Source organism: Acinetobacter sp. P37 (genome assembly GCF_057480965.1).
In genome coordinates this window covers 1-21,466 of record NZ_JBLIYY010000004.1, presented here as the reverse complement: position 1 = coordinate 21,466, position 21,466 = coordinate 1, and the positions used below count along the sequence as shown (strand labels likewise).

Sequence of the window (21,466 nt, the reverse complement as noted above, 5' to 3'; positions counted from 1 at the left end):
CTATAAGCGCCCTTTTCTATAATTTGCTATTCAGAATTAAGCTGGAATATCACGAACAGAAGCATTACGAATCGCTTCTTTCAGAGCGGCATAGCCATGAATCGGTGGGAACTGTGGAAACTCCGCAATCACATTGTCAGGCGCATCAAATAAGAAACCCGCATCTGCTTCACCGAGCATCGTCGTATCGTTATAAGAGTCACCTGCTGCAATCACACGGAAGTTTAACCCATGCAATGCTTGAACGGCTTTACGTTTTTGATCAGGTTGACGAAGCTTATAAGCGCTAATCATGCCATTTTCATCAGTTTCTAACTTGTGACAGAAAATCGTTGGCCAACCAAGTTGCTGCATTAATGGATGTGCAAACTCATAGAAAGTATCTGAAAGAATAATTAATTGAAAATGTGTACGTACCCACTCTACAAACTCTTTTGCACCTTCAAATGGCCCCATATCTGCGATTACGTCTTGAATATCGTTTAAACCCAAACCGTGTTGTTTTAGGATATTTAAACGCTGAGTCATCAACACATCGTAATCTGGAATGTCACGAGTCGTTGCTTCAAGTTCTTTAATGCCTGTTTTTTTCGCAAAATTAATCCAAATTTCAGGTACTAAAACCCCTTCTAGATCTAAACAAACGACTTCCATGCACTCTACCCTCTGTTAAGTGAAAAAATTTTTTCAATATCATAGCGGAAGAATAAAAAAATGCATTGTTCTTTTTTAAATCTATTTTTTTCATAAGTATCTATTTTTTAGTGATAAGTGTGTTTTAGCATTTCAATTAAAATAGTTCTGAAATAAATTAATATAGGTTTTAACGTTCCAAGCCTATAGCCAGGACATTCATGACTACCATCCCTACTATTGACCTTGTCGATGCACTTGCATCCGAATATGCAGATAAATCACCTTCTGAGATTATGAAACTTGCGCTAAGCCAGCAAGGTGAAGTTGCGATTTCCTTTTCTGGTGCAGAAGATGTTGTACTGATAGATCTTGCATCGAACTTAGGGATTCCATTTCGTGTATTTAGTTTAGATACCGGTCGCTTACACCCTGAAACTTACCAATTTTTAGATACTGTCCGTAAACATTATAAAATTGATATCGAAATCTGTTTCCCAGAAAGTGATGCGGTACAAAAACTAGTAACAGAAAAGGGCTTTTTTAGCTTCTATCAAGATGAACATAAAGAATGCTGTGGTATCCGCAAAGTACAACCTTTGCGTAAAAAACTAGCCACTTTAGATGGCTGGATCACTGGTCAACGTAAGGACCAAAGCCCTGGTACACGTAATGAAATTCCAGTGGTACAAGCTGACCCAGGTTTTTCAGGTGCGGGCAAGCAATTAATTAAATACAATCCTTTGGCAAACTGGTCTAGCGCTGATGTATGGAACTATATCCGTCTCATGGAAATTCCATATAATCCACTACACGAACGTGGCTTTATTTCGATAGGCTGTGAACCATGCACTCGACCTGTTTTACCGAATCAACATGAACGTGAAGGTCGCTGGTGGTGGGAAGATGCAACCCATAAAGAATGCGGCTTACACGCAGGCAACATGAAAAAATAAAGAGCACAAAACCACTGCATAGCAGTGGTTTTTTTCAACGCATCGATACACATAATTCCGTATCATTTCAACGTAAAAACGCTATACTGCAAATGACAATTTAATAATTCTAACAATGCTACTCATACATGAGCAGCTGTAGAAATTGCAGTGAGGCAATCAACGCTATGCGTCCATTACATCCTATTGATTTCATATTCTTAAATTTAGAGAAACGGCAACAACCGATGCACGTAGGTGGTCTATTTTTATTTCAGATCCCTGACAATGCACCAGATACTTTTATTCAAGATTTAGTCGCAGATATTCGTAATTCAAAATCCATTCCTATTCCTCCTTTTAACAATAAACTCAACGGCTTCTTTTGGGATGAAGACGAAGAGTTTGATTTAGATCATCACTTCCGCCATATCGCACTGCCGCATCCCGGTCGTATTCGTGAACTTTTGACTTATATTTCTCAAGAACACAGTGCGCTGATTGACCGTGCAAAACCGCTTTGGACTTGCCATATTATTGAAGGCATTGAAGGCAATCGTTTTGCCATGTACTTCAAAATCCACCACGCGATGGTCGATGGCATTGCAGGTATGCGTTTAGTTGAAAAATCACTTTCACATGACCCAGATGCTAAAAGTATCGTGCCGCCATGGTGTGTTGAGGGCCCCCGTGCAAAACGCCTGAAGCAGCCTAAAGTCAGTCGTATGAAAGGTTTGTTATCGACCATTAAGGGACAACTTGACTCAACTCCACGAGTTTTGTATGAACTATCACAAACTGTAATGAAAGATATGGGGCGTAACCCAGATTATGTATCTAGCTTCCAAGCGCCGAGTTCAATATTAAACCAACGGGTCAGTTCTTCACGTCGTTTCGCTGCTCAGTCTTTTGAATTTTCACGTTTGTCACATATTGCCAAGTCACTTAGTGTAACAATTAACGATATTGTGCTCGCAATTTGTTCAGGTGCATTACGTGAGTATTTAATTACACAAAATGCTTTACCTAAAAAGCCATTGATTGCCATGGTGCCTGCATCTGTTCGTACAGACGATTCAGATATGTCAAACCGTATTACCATGATTTTGGCAAATCTTGGTACCCATAAAGAAGATCCTCTAGAACGGTTGAAGATTGTGCGTCGTAGTGTGCTCAATGCCAAAGAACGCTTTAAGCGGATGAACTCAAATCAAATTTTAAACTACAGTGCTTTTGTCTACAGTGCAGCAGGTTTAAATATTGCATCTGGCTTTATGCCAAAACGTCAGGCCTTTAACTTGGTCATTTCGAATGTTCCCGGCCCACAAGAGCCGTTATATTGGAATGGTGCACGTTTAGAAGCGCTCTACCCAGCGTCCATAGTGTTAGATGGTCAAGCGCTTAATATCACTATGACTAGCTATTTAGATAAGCTTGAAGTGGGTCTAACTGCATGTCGTAATGCACTGCCAAAAATGCAAAATTTACTGTCGCATTTGGAAGAAGAAATTCAACGATTTGAAGCTATTGTGAATCAAGATTCCCCAAAGTTACAGGCGGTTAGCTAACCGCCTGCTTCACAACTTAGTATCAGTTCATCAGCAGATTGAACCATCCAAAAAATTAAAAACCCGTCTAAATTAAACAATGTAGATGGGTTTTTAGTATTTGAACTTTGATTAATTTTTTGGAGTAATTTATGTGTATAAGCTAAAATTTAGGTGAACAAATCCGTTGTTATTGTTTAATTATGACTTGTAGATACACACTGATAATTAAATTTATTTTCCATTATTTATAAAATTTTAGCGCATTAAATATTTTAGAATTGCGCGTTAGCGCTTTAACCCTCTGGATTACATTATTTATATTTCAATATTTAAGCTTTAATTGCTCGGCACTGTTTAAGTAACTGATGACAAGCAGAACGAATCATAGACGCTGTAATTTGAACCTCATTACCACGCTCATCCACGATATAACCTGAATGGATCGCTTTTGCTTCAACGACAGTTTTAAGACCACTTTTCATTACTGTTTTACTAACACCCATAATACACCTCTTTTTGCTAAGCCATTTTCAAGTTCATTACGGGAAAACGGCTTTGGCTATTTGATGTGTCTAGTATTCAAAATAACAGTTCAAAAGTAAAATCTCAGTTGTAACAAGTGTTTAACGATATTCTGTTACAATTTCAACTCAGAATGATATCGTATTGCTCTTGCGTATATAAATTTTCCACTTGGAACTTGATCACACGACTAATAAAGTGCTCTAAATCAGCTACCGCAGGTGCTTCAGCAGTTAACAATCGGTCAATCACCGACGGATGTGCCACCACAGTGAAACCACTTTGTGACTCATAAGCACGTGCATATCTCAAGATTTCACGGAAAATTTCATAGCAAACTGTTTCAGCCGTTTTCACATAACCACGCCCCTGACAGGTCGGGCAAGAATCACAAAGCAGATGCTCCAGAGATTCACGGGTGCGTTTACGTGTCATTTCCACCAAGCCCAGCTCAGACACTTGAGTGATCTTGGTTTTGGCATGATCGCGCTCGAGCATTTTCTCAAACTGGCTCATCACTTCTTCTCGATGATGTGCTTCTTGCATATCAATGAAGTCAATAATGATAATCCCGCCCAAGTTACGTAGTCGAAGCTGACGTGCAATGACCTGTGTGGCTTCCATATTGGTTTTAAACACAGTGTCTTCAAGTGAACGACCACCGACGTAGGAGCCAGTATTGACATCAATCGTGGTCATCGCTTCAGTTTGATCGATCATCAGATAACCGCCAGATTTAAGTGCTACACGTGTCTGTAAGGCTTTCTGAATATCTTCTTCGACATTGTACAAGTCAAAAATTGGACGCTCACCCGGATAATGCAGTAAGCGATTTTGCATACTCGGTACAAATTCTTGGACAAATTCTTGCAATTTGCCATGCACTTCGCGTGAGTCGACCTGAATTTTAGACGTATCTTCGTTGGCCAAATCACGGATGACGCGTTGCGGTAAAGGCAGCTCTTCAAAAATCAGAGAAGGTACGACAATACTGCGTTGTTTACGTTGAATATATTCCCACAGTTTTGCTAAATAAGCCATGTCCTGCGCAATTTCACATTCAGGAATACCTTCGGCGGCAGTACGAACGATGACTGAACCCGGTAAGTTGTGTTCCTTTTGAATGCGTTCAATCATGCTACGCAAGCGATCACGTTCTTCTTCAGACTCAATGCGCTGTGAAACACCGGTATGACTGCCATATGGCATTAAAACGAGGTAACGGGAAGGAATAGAAAGATCAGTTGATAGTCGTGCACCTTTGGTACCCAACATATCTTTCATGACTTGTACGGTGAGTACTTGTCCCGGTTGTAACAGCTCAAAAACGTTCGGGGTCGGTTGATTGCGCTGCCATACCATATCATTGATATGTAAAAAAGCCGTTCTCGACAATCCAATATCAATAAAAGCAGCCTGCATACCCGGAAGCACACGAACAACTTTCCCTTTATAAATATTGCCCACTAACCCACGCTTCACGGTGCGTTCAACAAATAATTCATTGACCGTACCGTTTTGAATCAACGCCACACGACATTCCATCGGTGTGACGTTAATCAACAACTCGTCAGACATATCAAAACTCAAAACATTATAAAAATTCTTGTGTTGCAGCAGTTAATTTAATGCCTTAACTGTCTGTAATAACTGTACGGTTTCATGCAAAGGCAGCCCAACAACATTGCTGTAACTCCCTTCAATACAAGGAATATAGCGCGCAGCAATTCCTTGAATAGCATAGGCTCCCGCCTTGCCGATTGGTTCACCTGTTGCCCAGTAGCTTTCCATGTCAGCTAGACTCAGCGTTTGAAATTCAACCTGTGTACGCACTACTATACTGTATATTTGATCTTTTGTACTGACACAAACACCTGAAAACACATCATGTTTTCGTCCAGAGATCATTTCCCACATAGAAAAAGCATGTGCTTTCGACGCTGGTTTTCCTAAAATGTGCTCATCAACGCCTAAACTGGTATCGGCGGCAATAACAATAGCATCAGGGAATTGTTGTTGTACTGCGCAAGCTTTAGCACGTGCTAAACGCTCTACATAATCCGCTACAGGTTCTCCTTCCAACATGGACTCATCAATATCTGGACTGAAAATTTCAAATTCCAGACCTAATTGTTGCAAAAGTTCGCGTCGTCGAGGAGAACTCGAAGCTAAAATTATATGCGCCATTTTCTCAGGAAGTAATACATGATTGGCCAAATGAGTAAGCTAGTTACAATTGGCTGCCAATGGCGAGCAAACGAAAACTGTACCCCACCCATCACTTGAACAATCCACACAAACAGTAAATGCGCGAAAATTGCCATTGCAGCAATAATCCATAAATTACCAAATGTGAGGATACGACGTTCACGGGTTAAAAAGCGTGTCACAAATGCAATGACCACAAAACTCAGTGCGTTCATGCCAAAAGGCGCATCAGTTAATAAGTCGGTAAATAGACCTGTAGCAAATGCAAACCAAACACCGCACCATGTCGGCTGACAGAGTACCCAAAATAGCATGATCATCATCATGAATAATGGGCGCCAACCTGATAGGTCATAAGAAAGCGGATACACCATCAGCACGGATGCCAAAATGATGGAAAAGATAATCGGAAATAATGGGTCGCGCTCTGTATGACGACTAAGCTTAGCGAGTGACATGCGGTTGCTCCATCGCTAAAGAATCGGAAAATAGCACAACCACATGATGACCACCTGCCAATTGGGCAGCAGGATTGATATCAATTTGGGCAAATTCACCGCTATTGTGACGACTAACTTTCGACACGGTACCTACCAAATAACCCGCTGGGAAATGTGCCCCTAGACCTGAGCTATAGACTTTTTCACCGACTTTGATATTCGCACTGGTTGGCACGTATTCCATCTTAAGTCGACCTAAGTCACCTGTACCCGTAACGATTGCGCGCATACCGGTATGCTCCATACGCACGGATAAAGAGTGCTCTTTGTCTGAGAGCAACATGACACGGCTACTATGCGGGTAAACATTGATAATTTGCCCCATAATGCCCTTGTCATCGAGTACAGTTTGTCCCACTTTAAGCTGACTGCTGGCTCCACGGTTAATCACAATAATATGACGTAAGGGATCAGCATCAGTACCAATGACTTCGGCAATCTCCATACGACCATCAATGATGAGTGGTGTATCGAGTAGTCCACGCAGTCGAGTATTTTCAGCAGAAAGTTCAGAAAGTTTCTGTAAACGGACTTGAGCCTGAATTAACTCTGCTTGCATCGCGGTATTTTCACGACGTAATTGAGCTTCAGACTTGGTTTGTTGATTCAGCCATTCTCGCGATAACACTGGATAGCTTGCAAGTGCATAAATTGGATTATATGCCGCATACAAGACGTCTCTGGCCGGTTGAATTACATGTGGCATGCGCCAATCAAAGAAAAGCACCACCAAGCATGTAATCACCGCAATGATAAATGAGCGAAAAGATGGCGGTTGTCTTGAAAACAGTTGCGTTTGCACCCGCCGAGTCCTTTTCTTAGCCTACAAATAACATGTCATGATTTGGGTTATCGAAGAATTCGAGAACCTTACCGCCACCACGTGTAACACATGATAGTGGATCTTCTGCAACTACGACAGGAAGACCTGTTTCTTTTGCAAGAAGCTTATCAAGATTGCGAAGTAATGCACCGCCACCAGTCAACACAATACCGCGTTCTGCGATGTCTGAAGACAACTCAGGTGGCGTTTGCTCTAGTGCAGATTTAACCGCAGACACAATGTTTTGTAGTGGATCAGAAATCGCTTGAGTCACTTCATCAGAAGTGACAGTAATCGCACGAGGTACACCTTCTGCCAAGTTACGACCACGGACTTCGATTTCCAAAGGTTTTGCACCTTCTTCTGGAAGCGCCATACCAACTTCTTTTTTGATGTTTTCTGCAGTGGTTTCACCAATCACACAACCATGTGCTTTACGCACGTAATTAATGATTTGTTCATCAAATACATCACCACCGATACGTAGTGAGTCTGCATAGACACAACCTTGAAGTGAAATGATCGCGATTTCAGTTGTACCACCACCAACATCGACAACCATCGAACCACAAGCTTGCTCAACAGGCATACCTGCACCAATTGCAGCAGCCATTGGCTCTTCAATTAAGCGAACTTCACGTGCACCTGCATTGTATACAGCTTCACGGATTGCACGGCGTTCCACCAACGTCGATTTACATGGCACACACACCACGACACGCGGTGCAGGTGGGAACAAACGTTTTTCGTGCACTTTGCCAATGAATTGATTCAACATCGTTTCAGTGACTTCAAAATCTGCAATCACACCATCTTTCATTGGGCGAATCGCAGAAATATTTGCAGGTGTACGACCTAGCATTTGCTTCGCGTCAAGACCTACTGCGGCAACGATTTTTTGTGAACCACTGTGGCGAATTGCCACCACCGTCGGTTCATTTAATATAATGCCTCGTCCTGGCGCATAAATAAGTGTATTTGCAGTGCCTAAATCAATGGCAAGATCCGGCGAAAACAAGCCAATTAGTCGTTTTAGAATCACGGGGACGTTCTCAGTTAAACTTTTATATGGACGCAAGGTGGCAACTTTAACTAAATGTGATGATTTGAACAAGTCAATCGCTTATTATAAGCCACGATATTTTGAATTTTTTTAATACTGATTAGGTAATGTTATGTCTACATCGGATGCACAGCATTCTGCAGATCTAAATGCACAAACAGTTTCAGCGATTGCCCATCTGGCTCGATTGTCGCTAGATGAAGCGCAATCTGCTGACTATGCTCAAAGTTTAAATAAAATTTTAGGCATGATGGAAACCCTGAAAGGCATCGATACTGACGGTGTTGAACCACTAAAAAGTCCATTCGACAATCCACAGCCCTTACGTGAAGACGTGGTATCTGAGACCAATCATCGCGAAGCATATCAAGCAGTTGCTCCTGCCGTACAGGATGGCTTGTACCTTGTTCCGCGTGTGATTGAATAATTTTTATTCAGATCAACATTTTTTCAAATTAAACGTAAAGAAATATTTCTCATGACAGATTTACATCACTTATCAATTCGTGAATTGTCTGAAGGTTTGGCTGGCGCTAAATTTTCTTCACGCGAATTGACTGAACACTATTTAAAACGCATTGAAAAAATCGATGCTCAAGTCAAGTCATACGTGACCGTGACAGCTGAACAAGCACTTGCGCAAGCAGATGCGGCTGATGCTGCAATTAAAGCAGGCAATGCAACTGCGTTGACTGGTATACCAATTGCACACAAAGACATTTTTTGTACCCAAGGCATTAAAACCACGGCTGGTTCTAAAATGCTGGACAATTTTATCTCTCCTTACGACGCGACCGTTGTAGCGAAAGGTAAAGCTGCGGGCCTTGTCACTTTAGGTAAAGTGAACATGGATGAATTCGCCATGGGTTCGACTTCTGAAAATTCATTTTATGGCGCAACGGCTAACCCTTGGAACTTAAACCATGTTCCAGGTGGTTCTTCAGGCGGTTCTGCGGCAGCGGTAGCAGCTGATCTTGCGCCTTTCGCAACAGGTACAGATACAGGCGGTTCAATCCGTCAACCAGCGTCTTTCTGTGGTTTGACTGGTCTTAAACCGACTTATGGTCGTGTTTCTCGTTTCGGTATGATTGCGTATGCATCATCTTTAGACCAAGGCGGCCCAATGGCGCGTTCGGCTGAAGACTGTGCTTACCTCATGAACGTGATGGCAGGTCATGATGCGAAAGATTCAACTTCGGTTGAAAAAGACGTCGATAACTACGTGGCGAACCTGAACGGTACAGCGGTTAAAGGCTTACGCATCGGTATTCCGAAACAGTACTTTAATGTTGCTGGTTTAGATGCAGACGTGAAAGCACGTGTTGAAGAATCGTTGAAAAAGTTAGAAGAGATGGGCGCAATCTTGGTTGAGATTGACCTGAACATGACTGAAAGCTACGTACCAACGTATTACCTGATTGCACCTGCTGAAGCATCCTCTAACTTATCTCGTTTCGACGGTGTACGTTATGGCTACCGTGCAGAAAATCCAGTTGATTTGATGGATCTTTACAAACGTTCACGTTCTGAAGGTTTTGGTAAAGAAGTTCAGCAACGTATCTTGATTGGTACATACGCGCTTTCTGCAGGTTACTACGACGCTTATTATGTGAAAGCACAAAAAGTACGTCGTTTAATTCAACAAGACTTTTTAAAAGCATTTGAATCTGTAGACGTGATTGCTGCTCCTGCTGCGCCTACAACAGCGTATAAGATTGGTGCAAACCTGTCTCCTGTAGAAATGTACTTAGGCGACATCTACACCATCGCAGTGAACTTGGCAGGTCTGCCTGCGATTAACGCGCCTGTTGGTTTTGATAAAGACAACTTGCCTGTTGGTTTACAGCTGATTGGTAACTACTGGTCAGAATCTCAATTGTTGTCTGTGGTGCATCAGTACCAACAAGCAACGGATTGGCATACACAACGCGCTGCGATTGCTGAGGAGAATGCATAATGGCTAAGAACGCTGCTAAACCAAAATCTAACCTGATTGATGGTTGGGAAGTGGTGATTGGTATTGAGATTCACACTCAGCTTGCGACCAATACCAAAATTTTCTCAGGTTCATCTACTACATTTGGTCAAGACCCTAACACTCAAGCGAGTCTTGTTGACCTTGCAATGCCGGGCGTATTGCCAGTACTGAACAAAGAAGTGGTCGATCTAGCAATTCGCTTTGGTTTGGGTATCGATGCTTATATCGACCAAGCGTCTGTATTTGCACGTAAAAACTATTTCTACCCTGACTCGCCAAAAGGCTACCAAATCAGCCAAATGGACAACCCGATTGTGGGCTTGGGTCATATCGACATTCAACTTGAAGATGGCACAGTAAAACGCATTGGCGTAACACGCGCGCACCTTGAAGAAGATGCAGGTAAATCAATCCATGACCAATTTGAAGGTCAATCTGGTATCGATTTAAACCGTGCAGGCACACCACTTCTAGAAATCGTATCTGAACCTGATATGCGTTCGGTTGAAGAAGCAGTTGCCTACATTAAAGCGATTCACACCCTTGTACGTTGGTTAGGTATTTCTGACGGTAACATGGCAGAAGGTTCGTTCCGTGCCGACTGTAACGTGTCACTGCGCCGTCCGGGTCAACCTTTCGGTACACGCTGCGAGTTGAAAAACCTCAACTCATTCCGCTTCATTGAACAAGCGATCAATGTAGAAATTGAACGTCAAATGGAAATCCTAGAATGGGATGGCACCATTGACCAAGAAACACGTTTATTCGACCCTGTGAAGATGGAAACACGTTCAATGCGTTCTAAAGAAGAAGCGAACGATTACCGCTACTTCCCTGATCCTGACTTGTTGCCTGTGATTATTGCAGATGCGCAAATTGAAGCGGCACGTGCTGCTTTACCTGAGCTTCCTGCTGCACGTCGTGCTCGTTTTGTCGCTGACTTTGGTGTGACTGAGTACGATGCTCACGTTTTAACACTGACTCGTGAAATGTCAGAGTTTTATGAAGATGTAGTGAAAGCTGCTGGCGGTGCTGCGCAAGGTAAAGTGTCTGCAAACTGGGTGATGGGTGAGTTCTCAGGTGCTTTAAACAAAGCCGGCTTAGATCTTCACGACTCTCCTGTTTCTGCTGAGAAATTGGGTGGCATGATTGCACGTATTGTGGACAACACCATTAGCGGTAAGATCGCGAAACAAGTGTTCGGCTTTATGTGGGAAGAAGGCAAAACTGCAGACGAAATTATTGCTGAAAAAGGCTTGAAACAGGAAACTGATACAGGCGCGATTGAAGCGATTATTAAAGAAGTGCTTACTGCCAATGAGAAGATGGTTGAAGAATATAAATCTGGTAAAGAGAAAGCCTTTAACGGTCTAGTTGGTCAAGTGATGAAAGCGTCACGTGGTAAGGCCAACCCTGCGCAAGTGAATGAATTGATGAAGAAATTGATTGGTTGATTTATTCCCTAATCAATTGATATCATGTTATAAAACCTCGCTTAATGCGGGGTTTTTTATGGATTTCAACAAATTAAAATTAGATAAAAAAAGAAGTATTGAAGAATACTTTAATTTCTTTATTGCAAATTGCTTAGACATAGAAACAGCAATGAATGGGATCAATGATGGAAACGCTGTATTTATTGGTGATATCGATTTTGGTTTCTCTCCAGAAATAAACAGGTCTTGGCGAGATTTCTTGATCAATATTCTAAAAGCAAAAAAATTAATAAATTATGTTTCATACAAAACTATCGATAAAGAAACCAAAAAATTATTCAAAGAATACTTATTAAATAACAAAATAAATTTATATGAAAAATTTCAACAAACTATGTCTTATCTTGAAGAATATAAAACAGAAATAAAATTTCATTACTTCTATGTAAATGGATTTAAATCATCCCAAATATATCAATTTGAAAATATTAAAATTGGAAATTTTGAAGGAATCTGCCCTCTAACCAATATATCTTTTTCTGAAAAAATTAGATCCAATTTTGAAGAAATACATAAATATAAGTTAAAAAATAATAGTTTCAATTCTATTGATGAGTACAATAAAAAAGATTTAGAAAAATTAATTAGTTCTTTAGAAGGAAATACTGTTTTAGAAATATCCAATTTTGGTGACGATGAAAGTTCATTAAACCAAAGCATTCATGATGCCGAATCATTTATTAATGAATTGATTTTTTTAGCAAAAAATAGCACTAATCTAGATTTTAATATTAGTTTAGATTCAAAAAAACAGGAGAATACTTTCCCATTGATAGTAAATTACGATAACTCTAGATTAAGTTCCTCATCTGAAAAATTTGAACATCTTGTTGTCCTAGATCTTAATAAAAAAACAAATTCATCCATTCAAATTGGAGAAATTTTTAAAGATTTGAACTTCCCTTTACACTCAAAAAATAATGACAATAAATTAATTGAAAAACTTAAAATAGCTATAAATTGGTATTCTTCATCAATAAAATCTCAAAACCATAGAGAAAGCTTTCTATTTTGTGCAATAGGAATGGAAGCATTATTAACAAATGGTAGAGATTCAATAACTAAAACTTTATCTGAGAATACAGCTTTTCTTATTGCAAGCAAAGATATAAAAAGCCGAAAGTACATCTATAACAAAATGTCTTATTTATACGCTCAAAGAAGTGGAATTGCCCATGGAGGAAATGCAAATATTGAATTAAAAGATTTAAATCAATTACGTTATTATTTATCAGTCTGCATTACTTCTATCATAAAGTTGATCCAAAAAAATATAATTAATAGTGATATTGAACTATATCAATATCTAGAAGATGTAAAATTTGGATAATTATTAGTAAATATCAAAAAAGTATCCTCCATCGCCTAACTCAAGGACTTAAGATGCATTCAACTTTCAAGGTCCTTCTTTATACGTTATTTCTGCCCCTCACCCCAACCCTCTCCCTGAGGGAGAGGGAGCGGTCATGTAATTATTTTGATACGTGGTGTTCCCTCTCCTTTTTTAAAGGAGAGGGCTAGGGAGAGGATTATTAAAAGCGTACCTCTTCTGAGCAAGTTTTAAAGCACTGCTTTAAAACGAAGAACATGTAAGGACTAGGGAGAAGTAAATATTTAATTCTTTAATTTACAATAATCTAATTCATTATCTGCAGATAATGATCTTATGGGTTTCACTTCTTTTCGAGTTCCATTTATCAAGATTTGATTAACTTTTAATTGACAGAAATCATCCAAGCCTTGATCTAATATTTCATAATTTTTCTTTGATTTTAAAATGTAAACTACATGTTCATTACACGATTCTCTCATACCATCTCTCAAACGATATTTTCGAAGACCAAATACTATCTCTTTTTTTGCAGGCAATGTGAACTCTAAAAACTGAACACCATTAGGTTTAAAGCGCATCCCAAGACTTTTAGCTCCTAATTTAGGTGGCTCAGCATCAAAAGGATTAAAATTCTTAGTGAACATAGGCGATAACTTATTACGTAAAACTTGTCGGTAAAGACAATTTCCCTCTTCGAAACTTAATTCGAAATTAATTTTATTTTGTACTCTTAGATAACTAAAAGGTTTCCCCTCAAAATCTTTGTAATCTTTAGAAAATTGTATTCTTGGAGCAGACCAACTGCTTTCTGTTATTAATAATAGTATTAAAGTTAAATTTGCTTTCATGATCTATTTTTTCATCTGTAATATTTTTATTTTAATCAACTTTTACTATCTTACAAATGTGGCTAATTTTTTTCGAGAAAACACTGTCCTATTTTTCGCTCTGTAATCCATAAACACCACCTGCCTATAATTCAACCATGATTTAAAAAACTAAATGTAATAGGCACAAGAAAATGAAATCAATCATCTTAGCAGCACACCAATACGGCCAACCCGAAGTGCTCGAATTTGCAAATTACGAACTGCCACCCTTAGCCGCAGGCATGGCACGTATTCACGTCAAAGCCTCAGGGATCAACCCGATTGATGCACGCCGCATGACAGGCGAATTTAAACATGCAGCCCTACCGCAAACCTTTGGTACAGAATACGCAGGCATCATTGCAGAAGTAGACAGCTCTCAAAATGAATGGACTGTAGGCGATGAAGTCCTCGGTTCAGGCGGTGCTTTTACCCATGCAACCGTGATTGATGTACCACTAGAAAATTTAATCCGCAAGCCAAAAAATATCGATTGGCCTATTGCTGGAACAATTGCAGGCGCAGCACAAACAGCCATGACCATTTTAGATGAAATGGGCCCTGCTCAATCTTTACTGGTACATGGCGGCTCAGGCGGTGTCGGCTCTATTGTGGTACAGCTCGCAGTAGAAAAAGGCATTGAGGTTGTCGCAACGGCATCAGCAGCCAATCAAGACTATATTCGCAAACTAGGCGCTACACCTGTCACTTATGGAGAAGGTTTAGTTGAACGTCTAAAAGCAGTGCATCCAACACCTTTTGATGTCTCTATTGATATGATCGGCTCGGAAGAAGCAACTCAAACCTCTCTTGCTGTGGTCAAAGTTGGCGGATTTATGGGAAGTATTGCTGGTAGAAAATTATCTTCAAATAAAATTCAGCCAAAGCGTTTTGATCATCATTAGCCTGAGCAAATCGTTAAATTTTGCTTAGGCTTTTTTATGTTTGAATTGCAATTTTTCAATATAATTAGTCTGCACTAAAGGCTACAATGTACGTTAAATTTAATAAAAATTTAAATCATGCATAAGATAATTAAACATATGATTAAACACATAATAGCCCTGTCCTTACTCAGTCTTTGCTTAAGTATAGCCCAAGCGGCTAAACCTGAAGTTTTTGAACCTAGCTTCCCTCAATTTTGGGACAGTGCTGCCAACCGTAAAAACACTAATCAGTTCTATGCACTGGGACAAGCCACCTTTAACAACAATGTGAAAGTACCTATGTATGGCGTCACCGTTGAAAATCCGATGGAGGATGGACTACTTAAAGACGCAAAGGCCTGTGGCAAAAATGATTGCATCTATAAATTTACCTTAACGCCGCAACAAGCTAGTCAACTCAAATTAATTGTGCTACCGAGTATCGGCTTAACTTTAGTGCCAAAATCATGGAATAACATACAAGCTGCTGCAGGAGCGAATGGTACTGGCTCTGTGGTGATTATGAATCCGCAGGGAAATGAGGCAATTGATTTATACAATTCATCGGCATGTGTAGGCTGTGGTCTGCCCTATGCCACTCTTTATTTTCCACATATTCTGAAAGAAAGTATAGAAAGTGAATTTGGTGGCTATGTCGATCCGCATAAAAAAATAAATCTCGTACATCCATCCAAAACCACCGCGTTTTTTAGCTATCAAATCCCCAAATTCGGTGCAAAAACCCATGGCATTGCTAAATACTATGATGAAGATACCTTTAATAAAGTATCGAAGTGACACTAAATGCAGAACATCAGGATTTAGCACGTCCAATCTTGAATTTTTATAACGCGATGCATTAAAAAGTAAGATGAGTGCACTCTCGATTGGTTTATCAATATTAGGCATCCTCTTTGTTGTGTGGATGTATGCCCTCGTTTTCAGTGAGAAAATACCCTCATTAAACTTTAGCAAATTACAATCTCTTTGGATTGAGGGTTGGCAGCGCTTTAAGCGGCAACCATTTTATTTGATGTGCTATGCACCCTTTCGTCTATTGAAATGGCTTCTATATCAACTCGGATCATTATCACTTAAGCTTTTAAAGTTTTTGATAAACGTGATTATAGAAATCATTTTTAATTTTATATTACGTGGAATTTGGTTCGTCTTTAAAAGTTTATTTCTTGCTATTTTCCATATTTTCGATTGAAAATATTTCAGTTAATACTAAATATAAGGTCTAAATCTGTAGATATTATTTTTTCTGCATCTGCTCAAGTCGTTTCAATATATAGCTGAGTCAAGGCGTATTTTCATTCTGCATATACAACACATCATTGGAAGCCATACAGGACAAAGCAGACAATACTGATTAAATGATTTTAATATTCCATCAATCATTTATAGATACAGACACAATCTGCTTATTATACAACCCTGAACTTAACATTTTGCTTGATGGTAATGTTCATCCACAAATTAGCCATAATCAATATTTAAGACTAAACATTAACGAACGATACCCAATTTATTCCAAATTTCTGGGGTTAAAAATTTAGTCACCAATTTATTCAAATCGACATAACGCAGTACGCCTTGTAGTTGTTGTTTAATTTCAGGCGTCTTTAAAATTTCATCCCCAGTAATACTACCAAGCTCTTGAAAACTTTCGCCTACAGCCTGTAGACCGTCGGCTTTAATTACGGCCTGCGTTTGCGTAGAACATTGCTCCACCAAGATTCGCTGCATCACTTGAGCCAGATTTTTATCGAGTTGTGTTTTTTGCGCATCGCTGACATTACTGTATTGTTTTAAATCTGGATGCGCTGCCAAGGCAGAAAAGGTCCATTGCAAAACCGTGGTTTTATCTGCGGCAGTGGTCGATTTCACTAAACATTGACTGAGCTGATCGACCGTCGGACTCGCTAAACTCACCTGAGTCGACCCGAGCATGATGAGCGTCAATACAGCTAAACCTGCACGTCGTGAAAAACGTAGATGTAATTTTTTAGATAAACCGTAAGCCATAGACCAAACTCCCAAAACTTGAGTCACCTTTGTATCATGAAGTGCTGTATTTGCTGTTTGGTCTATGTAACTCAACTATTCATTTTTGCTAGTCGGTGCATAGATGAGAGGATGAATCGTTGGCCTTCTATTCCAATACCAGTAAAAATGTCCGTGGGTATCGAGCAAACTATGGGTGGTCAATGTCGATTTATTGCTATCACCTCGCCAACATGCAAGTGCTGCATTACGGTTATTATGTAGGTCAATAAACTCGGGATTTAAATATTTTGGTTTCGCAGGAATGTATAAAGCATCTCCCGGATTGACCCATAAATCTGCCAAGTAAATCTTGCCTAGATTTGGAAAATAGCGCCCTACTGAGATGACCAGTGGCAATTGATCCTGATCGGTCGCGCTAAAAATATGCGGAAAGTCATGATGTTCTAAATCAGTAATGACAAATGGCGTTAAAGTTTTACAGCCATTTAAATTTGATGTTGCATTTTCATAAGGCAAATAATGCCCTGCCATCATGCCGTATTCATAATGAATTTCTGACAGTCGTTTTTGATTTGAATGAATCTGAATCGCTTCACCTTCATGGACTAGGGTGATACCAAAAGCTGCCGCGGTTTCTTTGGTTGCCACCAATGGCATAAACTCGAAGTGTTGCCCTTCAAAATCAAGCTCCGTTTGCTCCCCCCAATTGGTAATTTTAGTCGAAATTTCAGAAGGAACCTCGTAGCCATTTCCCATCGTCATTTTCGCATTGGTGGCCGACTCGGTAATTAAATGAATCCCTGACCCAAGTGATGCTAAATATGTTGGATGCCCACGATCATTCAAAAAGAACGGTGTTTGCTCGATATTGACTGTAATTTCTGTCAATTCTCGGTCAAATAATGGTGTATTAAAATAATTTTCATTTACTGAACTCATGGTTTTTCCTTATTATTTTTTAAAATTTTATCTGAGTACATCATTGGATCAGGATAAAAGCGTATTTCCCCAAATGGCTTTTATCCTGTTGAAGTTTATTTCATACGATTCAACATATTTTTTGCCCCTGCGTGGTTATAGTTGGTCGCTAAGTTTTGTAGGATGCCTTTTGCTCTTGCATTGGCGTTTGGATAACTTTTGCTATATGCAGGCACTGACGTTAAGCATTTTGCAACGAGCATACCTGATTCAGCATAGGCTCTATTGGCATTTGCACCATTTAATTTGCCATAGCTATAAGCGCGCTGTGCATTATTACAAGCGATGACTTGGTTTTTTCCGGCATTCAGGTCGCGTCGAGCATTCACATATAAACGCATTTGTATCTGCTGCGATGTTTCTGCAACTGGCTTCGCTGTTGGTTTATTTTCAGGCTCTTTGGCTTTGGTTTCTTTTTTAGTCTCTACTTCTTTTTTTGCTTCATCTTTCGCATTGTTTTTTATTGTCGTTGCTTTGGCTTTTCTTGGTGTGGCTTTTTTAGCTACAGTTTCTTCTTGTTTATTATAGTTTTTGCGACGTTCTTCGGGTCCAATGATTGCTGTATACAAACTGACTAAGCGGGTTTCAGAACGGTCATTTAATTTACGCTCTGAAACGGGTTCAATAGCAACCATCCAGCGCTGTCCATCTGCCTGACTACACTGAAATACACCTGTACCCTGTTTTATGCTGCTATAGGTCGCTAATAATTTACGACTCCATGCATTTTTGACTTGGTTCAAATTGCTTTTATTCAGTTGAATAAATTTGCCATTTTTGGCTTGGCAGTAACTGCTCATATTTTGCTTAGGTATGAGCGATTCTACTTCCACATTTTTCTTTTGTGGTCCCCAATCATAGACGTATTCTTTCGCCTTTCCATTTGAGCTATTTAGCTCTTTTTGATTGATCACTTCTTGTGGTGAAGCATAATGATTAAATGAATTTGGGTTTAAACTCTGCATGGTTGTACAACCATGTAATGCAAATCCAATACTCCCCACCCATAAAATTGCCTTTAAATTCACAGCAAAAATCTCAAAAAATTCACCCTTAAAAAATAGCGTAATTTAGTGCCTTCCACAATTTTATAATCTTGATTTTATTTATTATTTTTATAATTTTAATCACTAAAATCGCATACGTTTGAGATGTATACACATGTTGTTCATTTTAATTTGATGAGTTTCACATTTTATTTTGATCTAGCGGTGTTTATGAAGAAAATAAAAAAAAGCCTCCGAGGAGGCTCTTTTCTGATTGCTTAAATTCTATTTTAATAGAATATAAGTTGATTACTATCTAAAAGATCTTGCAGAGTAACATCAGTATTTTTCAAAATTACAAGACCTGTGTAATTACTTACACCAAATGTAGGTCCATCTAAATCAATACTTACTTTTACATCAGTACCAGATTGTTCAACTTGAATAAAGCCTCCAATATTTGCATCAGTTAGTGCAGTACTTGTATCACTGAATAAACCACGCAAATCCAACACGTCGCCTTCATTAAAATTATAATCCGCCCATGTATCATTGCCTAACAGGCTAGTATTACCACCAGCAGTTCCAGTTGACAACAAGTCATAAATTACAGTATCGGCGCCAGTACCTGTATTAAAGGTATCATCACCACTGGTACTATATTGAACTACTCCAGAATTATTCAATACTGGATTAATTGTAATAGAAGCACTATCAGTTGCACCTGTTGGGCTAATCAATGTGTAATTAATTACATCAGCAGACAAATTAGTCGTATCACCAGCTGCTTTTGCAGTATAGGTATAATCACCATTCCCTTTAACTTCAAAGTAACCTTTAGCTGTTTCATATGTAGTTGATTCATTGTAGCCAATAGTTACCCCTCCAACTAGAAGTTTAGTAAATGTTGTATCCAATGTATCTGTAGCTACACCATTATCAGCATAAATATTACCCGTAATGATCACTTGTGATGTACTGTCTGTATGCTCTCCATTGTATGTATAGGATGTCCCATCCAATACTGCAGTTACCTGAGATGCTGATGTAGCGGCCCCAAGTATATTTCCTGCAGCTTTAGTCACAGTGTAAGTTAACTCATAATTTCCAGCCGCTAAACTGCTCAAATCAATTGAGAATAAGTTACTGGCCGAAATGGTAGAGAGTGTTGCCGTTTTCACTACAGTATAAACATTAGAAGTGTTTGTACCTTGTGCACCAGAAATAGCTATTGCAACTCCATCCAATTTCAAACTATAGGTAATAGTAGTGGTTGCTGCCGAGGTCGCTAAAGCATTAGATAAACCTAAAGTACCTTTATTTACATCTCCTAGAGTAAATTGAATTGTGCCCGAATCACTTTGTGTAGCTGTGCTTGAGGCTACAGTCGAAACATCTGTTTGCTCATGTTCTTTGAACAAAACATTCTTCGCAACATTTACATCTAAATCGAATATGTCATTTTCAGCTGCCACAACACCAGTCACATCGTTACTACCAATATTGATAGTCAGCTGAGCTGTGTTATTGGTCGCATTAGTATCTGCTGGATCAGCAATTGTGTATTCAAAGACCTCTGTTTTACCCAAACTTTCAATTTTTGGATTTGCAGTATAAGTATAGGTACCATCTGCCTTAATATTTAATGTTCCGTATAAGCCCTGAATATTTACTCCATCAGTATCAACAGGTATCGCTACCCCACCAACTAGTTTGATCGTACTTACAACAGTATCCGCTAATACATTATCTGCTGTCGCACCGCCATCACCAGTGAGGACGTTACCTGTCGCTGTATCACTTGAGATCCCCAAATCTGTATCCGTTCCACTGATTGTCACACTTGGGAAAATACTTAATCCTACAGCACTATTAATTCCTAGATTAACACGGTATTGACCTTCCGGAAGATCCGTAACCGTACCAACTAAATTATTACCTAATAAGTTTAAGTTAATTAATGAATACTCGTCTTGAGTATTCCCAACTGCTACCCACTCATTATTTTCATACTTCTGAAGGACAATACTAAGTTGTTGACCCACACCTAAATTAATTCCACTGCTTACAGTAAAAGTTAAATTTTGCGTGTGGCCTTCTTCAACTGTAAATTGTGTTAAGGGACTACCAAGATTTAAATTAGCTCCGAGTAAGCCAACCACAGCAAATGCAACGTTAGAAGTTGGTGTGATATTCGTTGTGATTGGTAGATGTTCAAGATTTATATTTGCATCTACTTCATCATTAACTGCAATTGCATCGTTCACCGTCGGTAACACGATATCTGTCAATGCATCTAGACGATCTTGGAATTTACCAGCTGCGGTTGGATATTCAGTTTCAATCGCATCGACCGCTGCTTGTGCATCTGCTTTGGCTTGTTGTGCATCCGCCAAGTTTTGAGTCAACGTAGCCAATTCACTTGGCGTGATCAAGTTGTCCGATTCAGCTGCAGCCAGTGCATCTGCTGCATCTTGATAGGCTTGTTCTGCATCAGCAACTAAATCTTCTACGCCTGCGAGATCCGTTGCATCATCAATGCCATTGCCGTTTTCATCGTTCACCGTCGGTAACACGATATCTGTCAATGCATCTAGACGATCTTGGAATTTACCAGCTGCGGTTGGATATTCAGTTTCAATCGCATCGACCG

The 21,466-nt window shown here is 39.5% G+C and carries 19 protein-coding genes and 1 pseudogene; 8 read left to right on the top strand and 12 right to left on the bottom strand.

Annotation, left to right across the window (positions count from 1 at the left end):
* Positions 1–36: 36 nt before the first annotated feature.
* On the bottom strand, positions 37–654 hold the full coding sequence (thrH, locus tag AC25JC_RS04710; RefSeq protein ID WP_078189978.1) for a bifunctional phosphoserine phosphatase/homoserine phosphotransferase ThrH: 618 nt from the start codon (positions 652–654) through the stop codon (positions 37–39).
* Between the two features lie 200 nt (positions 655–854).
* Between thrH and AC25JC_RS04705 the strand changes: the two genes are divergently transcribed.
* The gene (locus AC25JC_RS04705; RefSeq protein ID WP_180108050.1) at positions 855–1,589 is read left to right on the top strand and encodes a phosphoadenylyl-sulfate reductase; all 735 of its coding nucleotides are present in this window, start codon (positions 855–857) and stop codon (positions 1,587–1,589) included.
* A 167-nt stretch (positions 1,590–1,756) separates the two neighbouring features.
* Positions 1,757–3,136: a WS/DGAT/MGAT family O-acyltransferase gene (locus tag AC25JC_RS04700; RefSeq protein WP_180115426.1), complete on the top strand. Its 1,380-nt coding sequence runs from the start codon at positions 1,757–1,759 to the stop codon at positions 3,134–3,136.
* 311 nt (positions 3,137–3,447) lie between these two features.
* On the opposite strand, the gene AC25JC_RS04695 is transcribed toward AC25JC_RS04700, so the two are convergent.
* From AC25JC_RS04695 to AC25JC_RS04670, 6 genes are all read right to left on the bottom strand, one after another.
* Positions 3,448–3,621: a PA1571 family protein gene (locus AC25JC_RS04695; RefSeq protein ID WP_168379036.1), complete on the bottom strand. Its 174-nt coding sequence runs from the start codon at positions 3,619–3,621 to the stop codon at positions 3,448–3,450.
* A 142-nt stretch (positions 3,622–3,763) separates the two neighbouring features.
* Positions 3,764–5,218 (bottom strand): ribonuclease G, encoded by a 1,455-nt coding sequence (gene rng / locus AC25JC_RS04690; RefSeq protein ID WP_078189981.1) that lies wholly within the window; start codon positions 5,216–5,218, stop codon positions 3,764–3,766.
* 42 nt (positions 5,219–5,260) lie between these two features.
* Positions 5,261–5,827: a Maf-like protein gene (locus AC25JC_RS04685; protein ID WP_486923545.1), complete on the bottom strand. Its 567-nt coding sequence runs from the start codon at positions 5,825–5,827 to the stop codon at positions 5,261–5,263.
* On the bottom strand, positions 5,815–6,306 hold the full coding sequence (gene mreD, locus AC25JC_RS04680) for a rod shape-determining protein MreD (RefSeq protein WP_486923544.1): 492 nt from the start codon (positions 6,304–6,306) through the stop codon (positions 5,815–5,817). Before mreD ends, AC25JC_RS04685 begins: the two co-directional genes overlap by 13 nt.
* The gene (gene mreC, locus AC25JC_RS04675; RefSeq protein WP_078189984.1) at positions 6,293–7,150 is read right to left on the bottom strand and encodes a rod shape-determining protein MreC; all 858 of its coding nucleotides are present in this window, start codon (positions 7,148–7,150) and stop codon (positions 6,293–6,295) included. Before mreC ends, mreD begins: the two co-directional genes overlap by 14 nt.
* 16 nt (positions 7,151–7,166) lie before the next feature.
* On the bottom strand, positions 7,167–8,213 hold the full coding sequence (locus AC25JC_RS04670; RefSeq protein ID WP_078193300.1) for a rod shape-determining protein: 1,047 nt from the start codon (positions 8,211–8,213) through the stop codon (positions 7,167–7,169).
* A 133-nt stretch (positions 8,214–8,346) separates the two neighbouring features.
* Here AC25JC_RS04670 and gatC point away from each other — a divergent pair, with 133 nt between their 5' ends.
* The 4 genes from gatC to AC25JC_RS04650 are packed head-to-tail and all read left to right on the top strand — an operon-like array spanning position 8,347 to position 13,038.
* Positions 8,347–8,661: an Asp-tRNA(Asn)/Glu-tRNA(Gln) amidotransferase subunit GatC gene (gatC, locus tag AC25JC_RS04665; protein ID WP_078189985.1), complete on the top strand. Its 315-nt coding sequence runs from the start codon at positions 8,347–8,349 to the stop codon at positions 8,659–8,661.
* A gap of 51 nt (positions 8,662–8,712) precedes the next feature.
* Positions 8,713–10,191 (top strand): Asp-tRNA(Asn)/Glu-tRNA(Gln) amidotransferase subunit GatA, encoded by a 1,479-nt coding sequence (gene gatA, locus AC25JC_RS04660; RefSeq protein WP_486923543.1) that lies wholly within the window; start codon positions 8,713–8,715, stop codon positions 10,189–10,191.
* The gene (gatB, locus tag AC25JC_RS04655; protein WP_180115429.1) at positions 10,191–11,666 is read left to right on the top strand and encodes an Asp-tRNA(Asn)/Glu-tRNA(Gln) amidotransferase subunit GatB; all 1,476 of its coding nucleotides are present in this window, start codon (positions 10,191–10,193) and stop codon (positions 11,664–11,666) included. The genes gatA and gatB overlap by 1 nt, the downstream gene beginning before the upstream one ends.
* 58 nt (positions 11,667–11,724) lie before the next feature.
* Positions 11,725–13,038 (top strand): hypothetical protein, encoded by a 1,314-nt coding sequence (locus tag AC25JC_RS04650; RefSeq protein ID WP_486923542.1) that lies wholly within the window; start codon positions 11,725–11,727, stop codon positions 13,036–13,038.
* Positions 13,039–13,322: 284 nt separating this feature from the next.
* On the opposite strand, the gene AC25JC_RS04645 is transcribed toward AC25JC_RS04650, so the two are convergent.
* Positions 13,323–13,889, bottom strand: coding sequence for a hypothetical protein (locus AC25JC_RS04645; RefSeq protein WP_180115431.1), 567 nt, complete (start codon positions 13,887–13,889; stop codon positions 13,323–13,325).
* 173 nt (positions 13,890–14,062) lie between these two features.
* On the opposite strand from AC25JC_RS04645, the gene AC25JC_RS04640 reads away from it, so the two are divergent.
* Both AC25JC_RS04640 and AC25JC_RS04635 read left to right on the top strand, forming a co-directional pair.
* Entirely contained in the window at positions 14,063–14,815 is a 753-nt protein-coding gene (locus tag AC25JC_RS04640; protein WP_486923541.1) for a zinc-binding dehydrogenase, read from the top strand.
* A gap of 138 nt (positions 14,816–14,953) precedes the next feature.
* Positions 14,954–15,699 (top strand): annotated as a pseudogene (locus AC25JC_RS04635) (DUF4850 domain-containing protein).
* A gap of 649 nt (positions 15,700–16,348) precedes the next feature.
* Here AC25JC_RS04635 and AC25JC_RS04630 read toward each other — a convergent pair.
* From AC25JC_RS04630 to AC25JC_RS04615, 4 genes are all read right to left on the bottom strand, one after another.
* Positions 16,349–16,792 carry a hypothetical protein gene (locus tag AC25JC_RS04630; RefSeq protein WP_257223729.1) on the bottom strand — a complete coding sequence of 148 codons (444 nt, stop codon included), beginning with the start codon at positions 16,790–16,792 and terminating at the stop codon, positions 16,349–16,351.
* A 150-nt stretch (positions 16,793–16,942) separates the two neighbouring features.
* Entirely contained in the window at positions 16,943–17,788 is an 846-nt protein-coding gene (locus AC25JC_RS04625; RefSeq protein ID WP_180115434.1) for a hypothetical protein, read from the bottom strand.
* A 95-nt stretch (positions 17,789–17,883) separates the two neighbouring features.
* Positions 17,884–18,855: a hypothetical protein gene (locus AC25JC_RS04620; protein WP_180115435.1), complete on the bottom strand. Its 972-nt coding sequence runs from the start codon at positions 18,853–18,855 to the stop codon at positions 17,884–17,886.
* 248 nt (positions 18,856–19,103) lie between these two features.
* Positions 19,104–21,466, bottom strand: a 2,363-nt coding sequence (locus AC25JC_RS04615) for a BapA/Bap/LapF family large adhesin (protein WP_486923540.1), incomplete at its 5' end; no start/stop codon positions are given.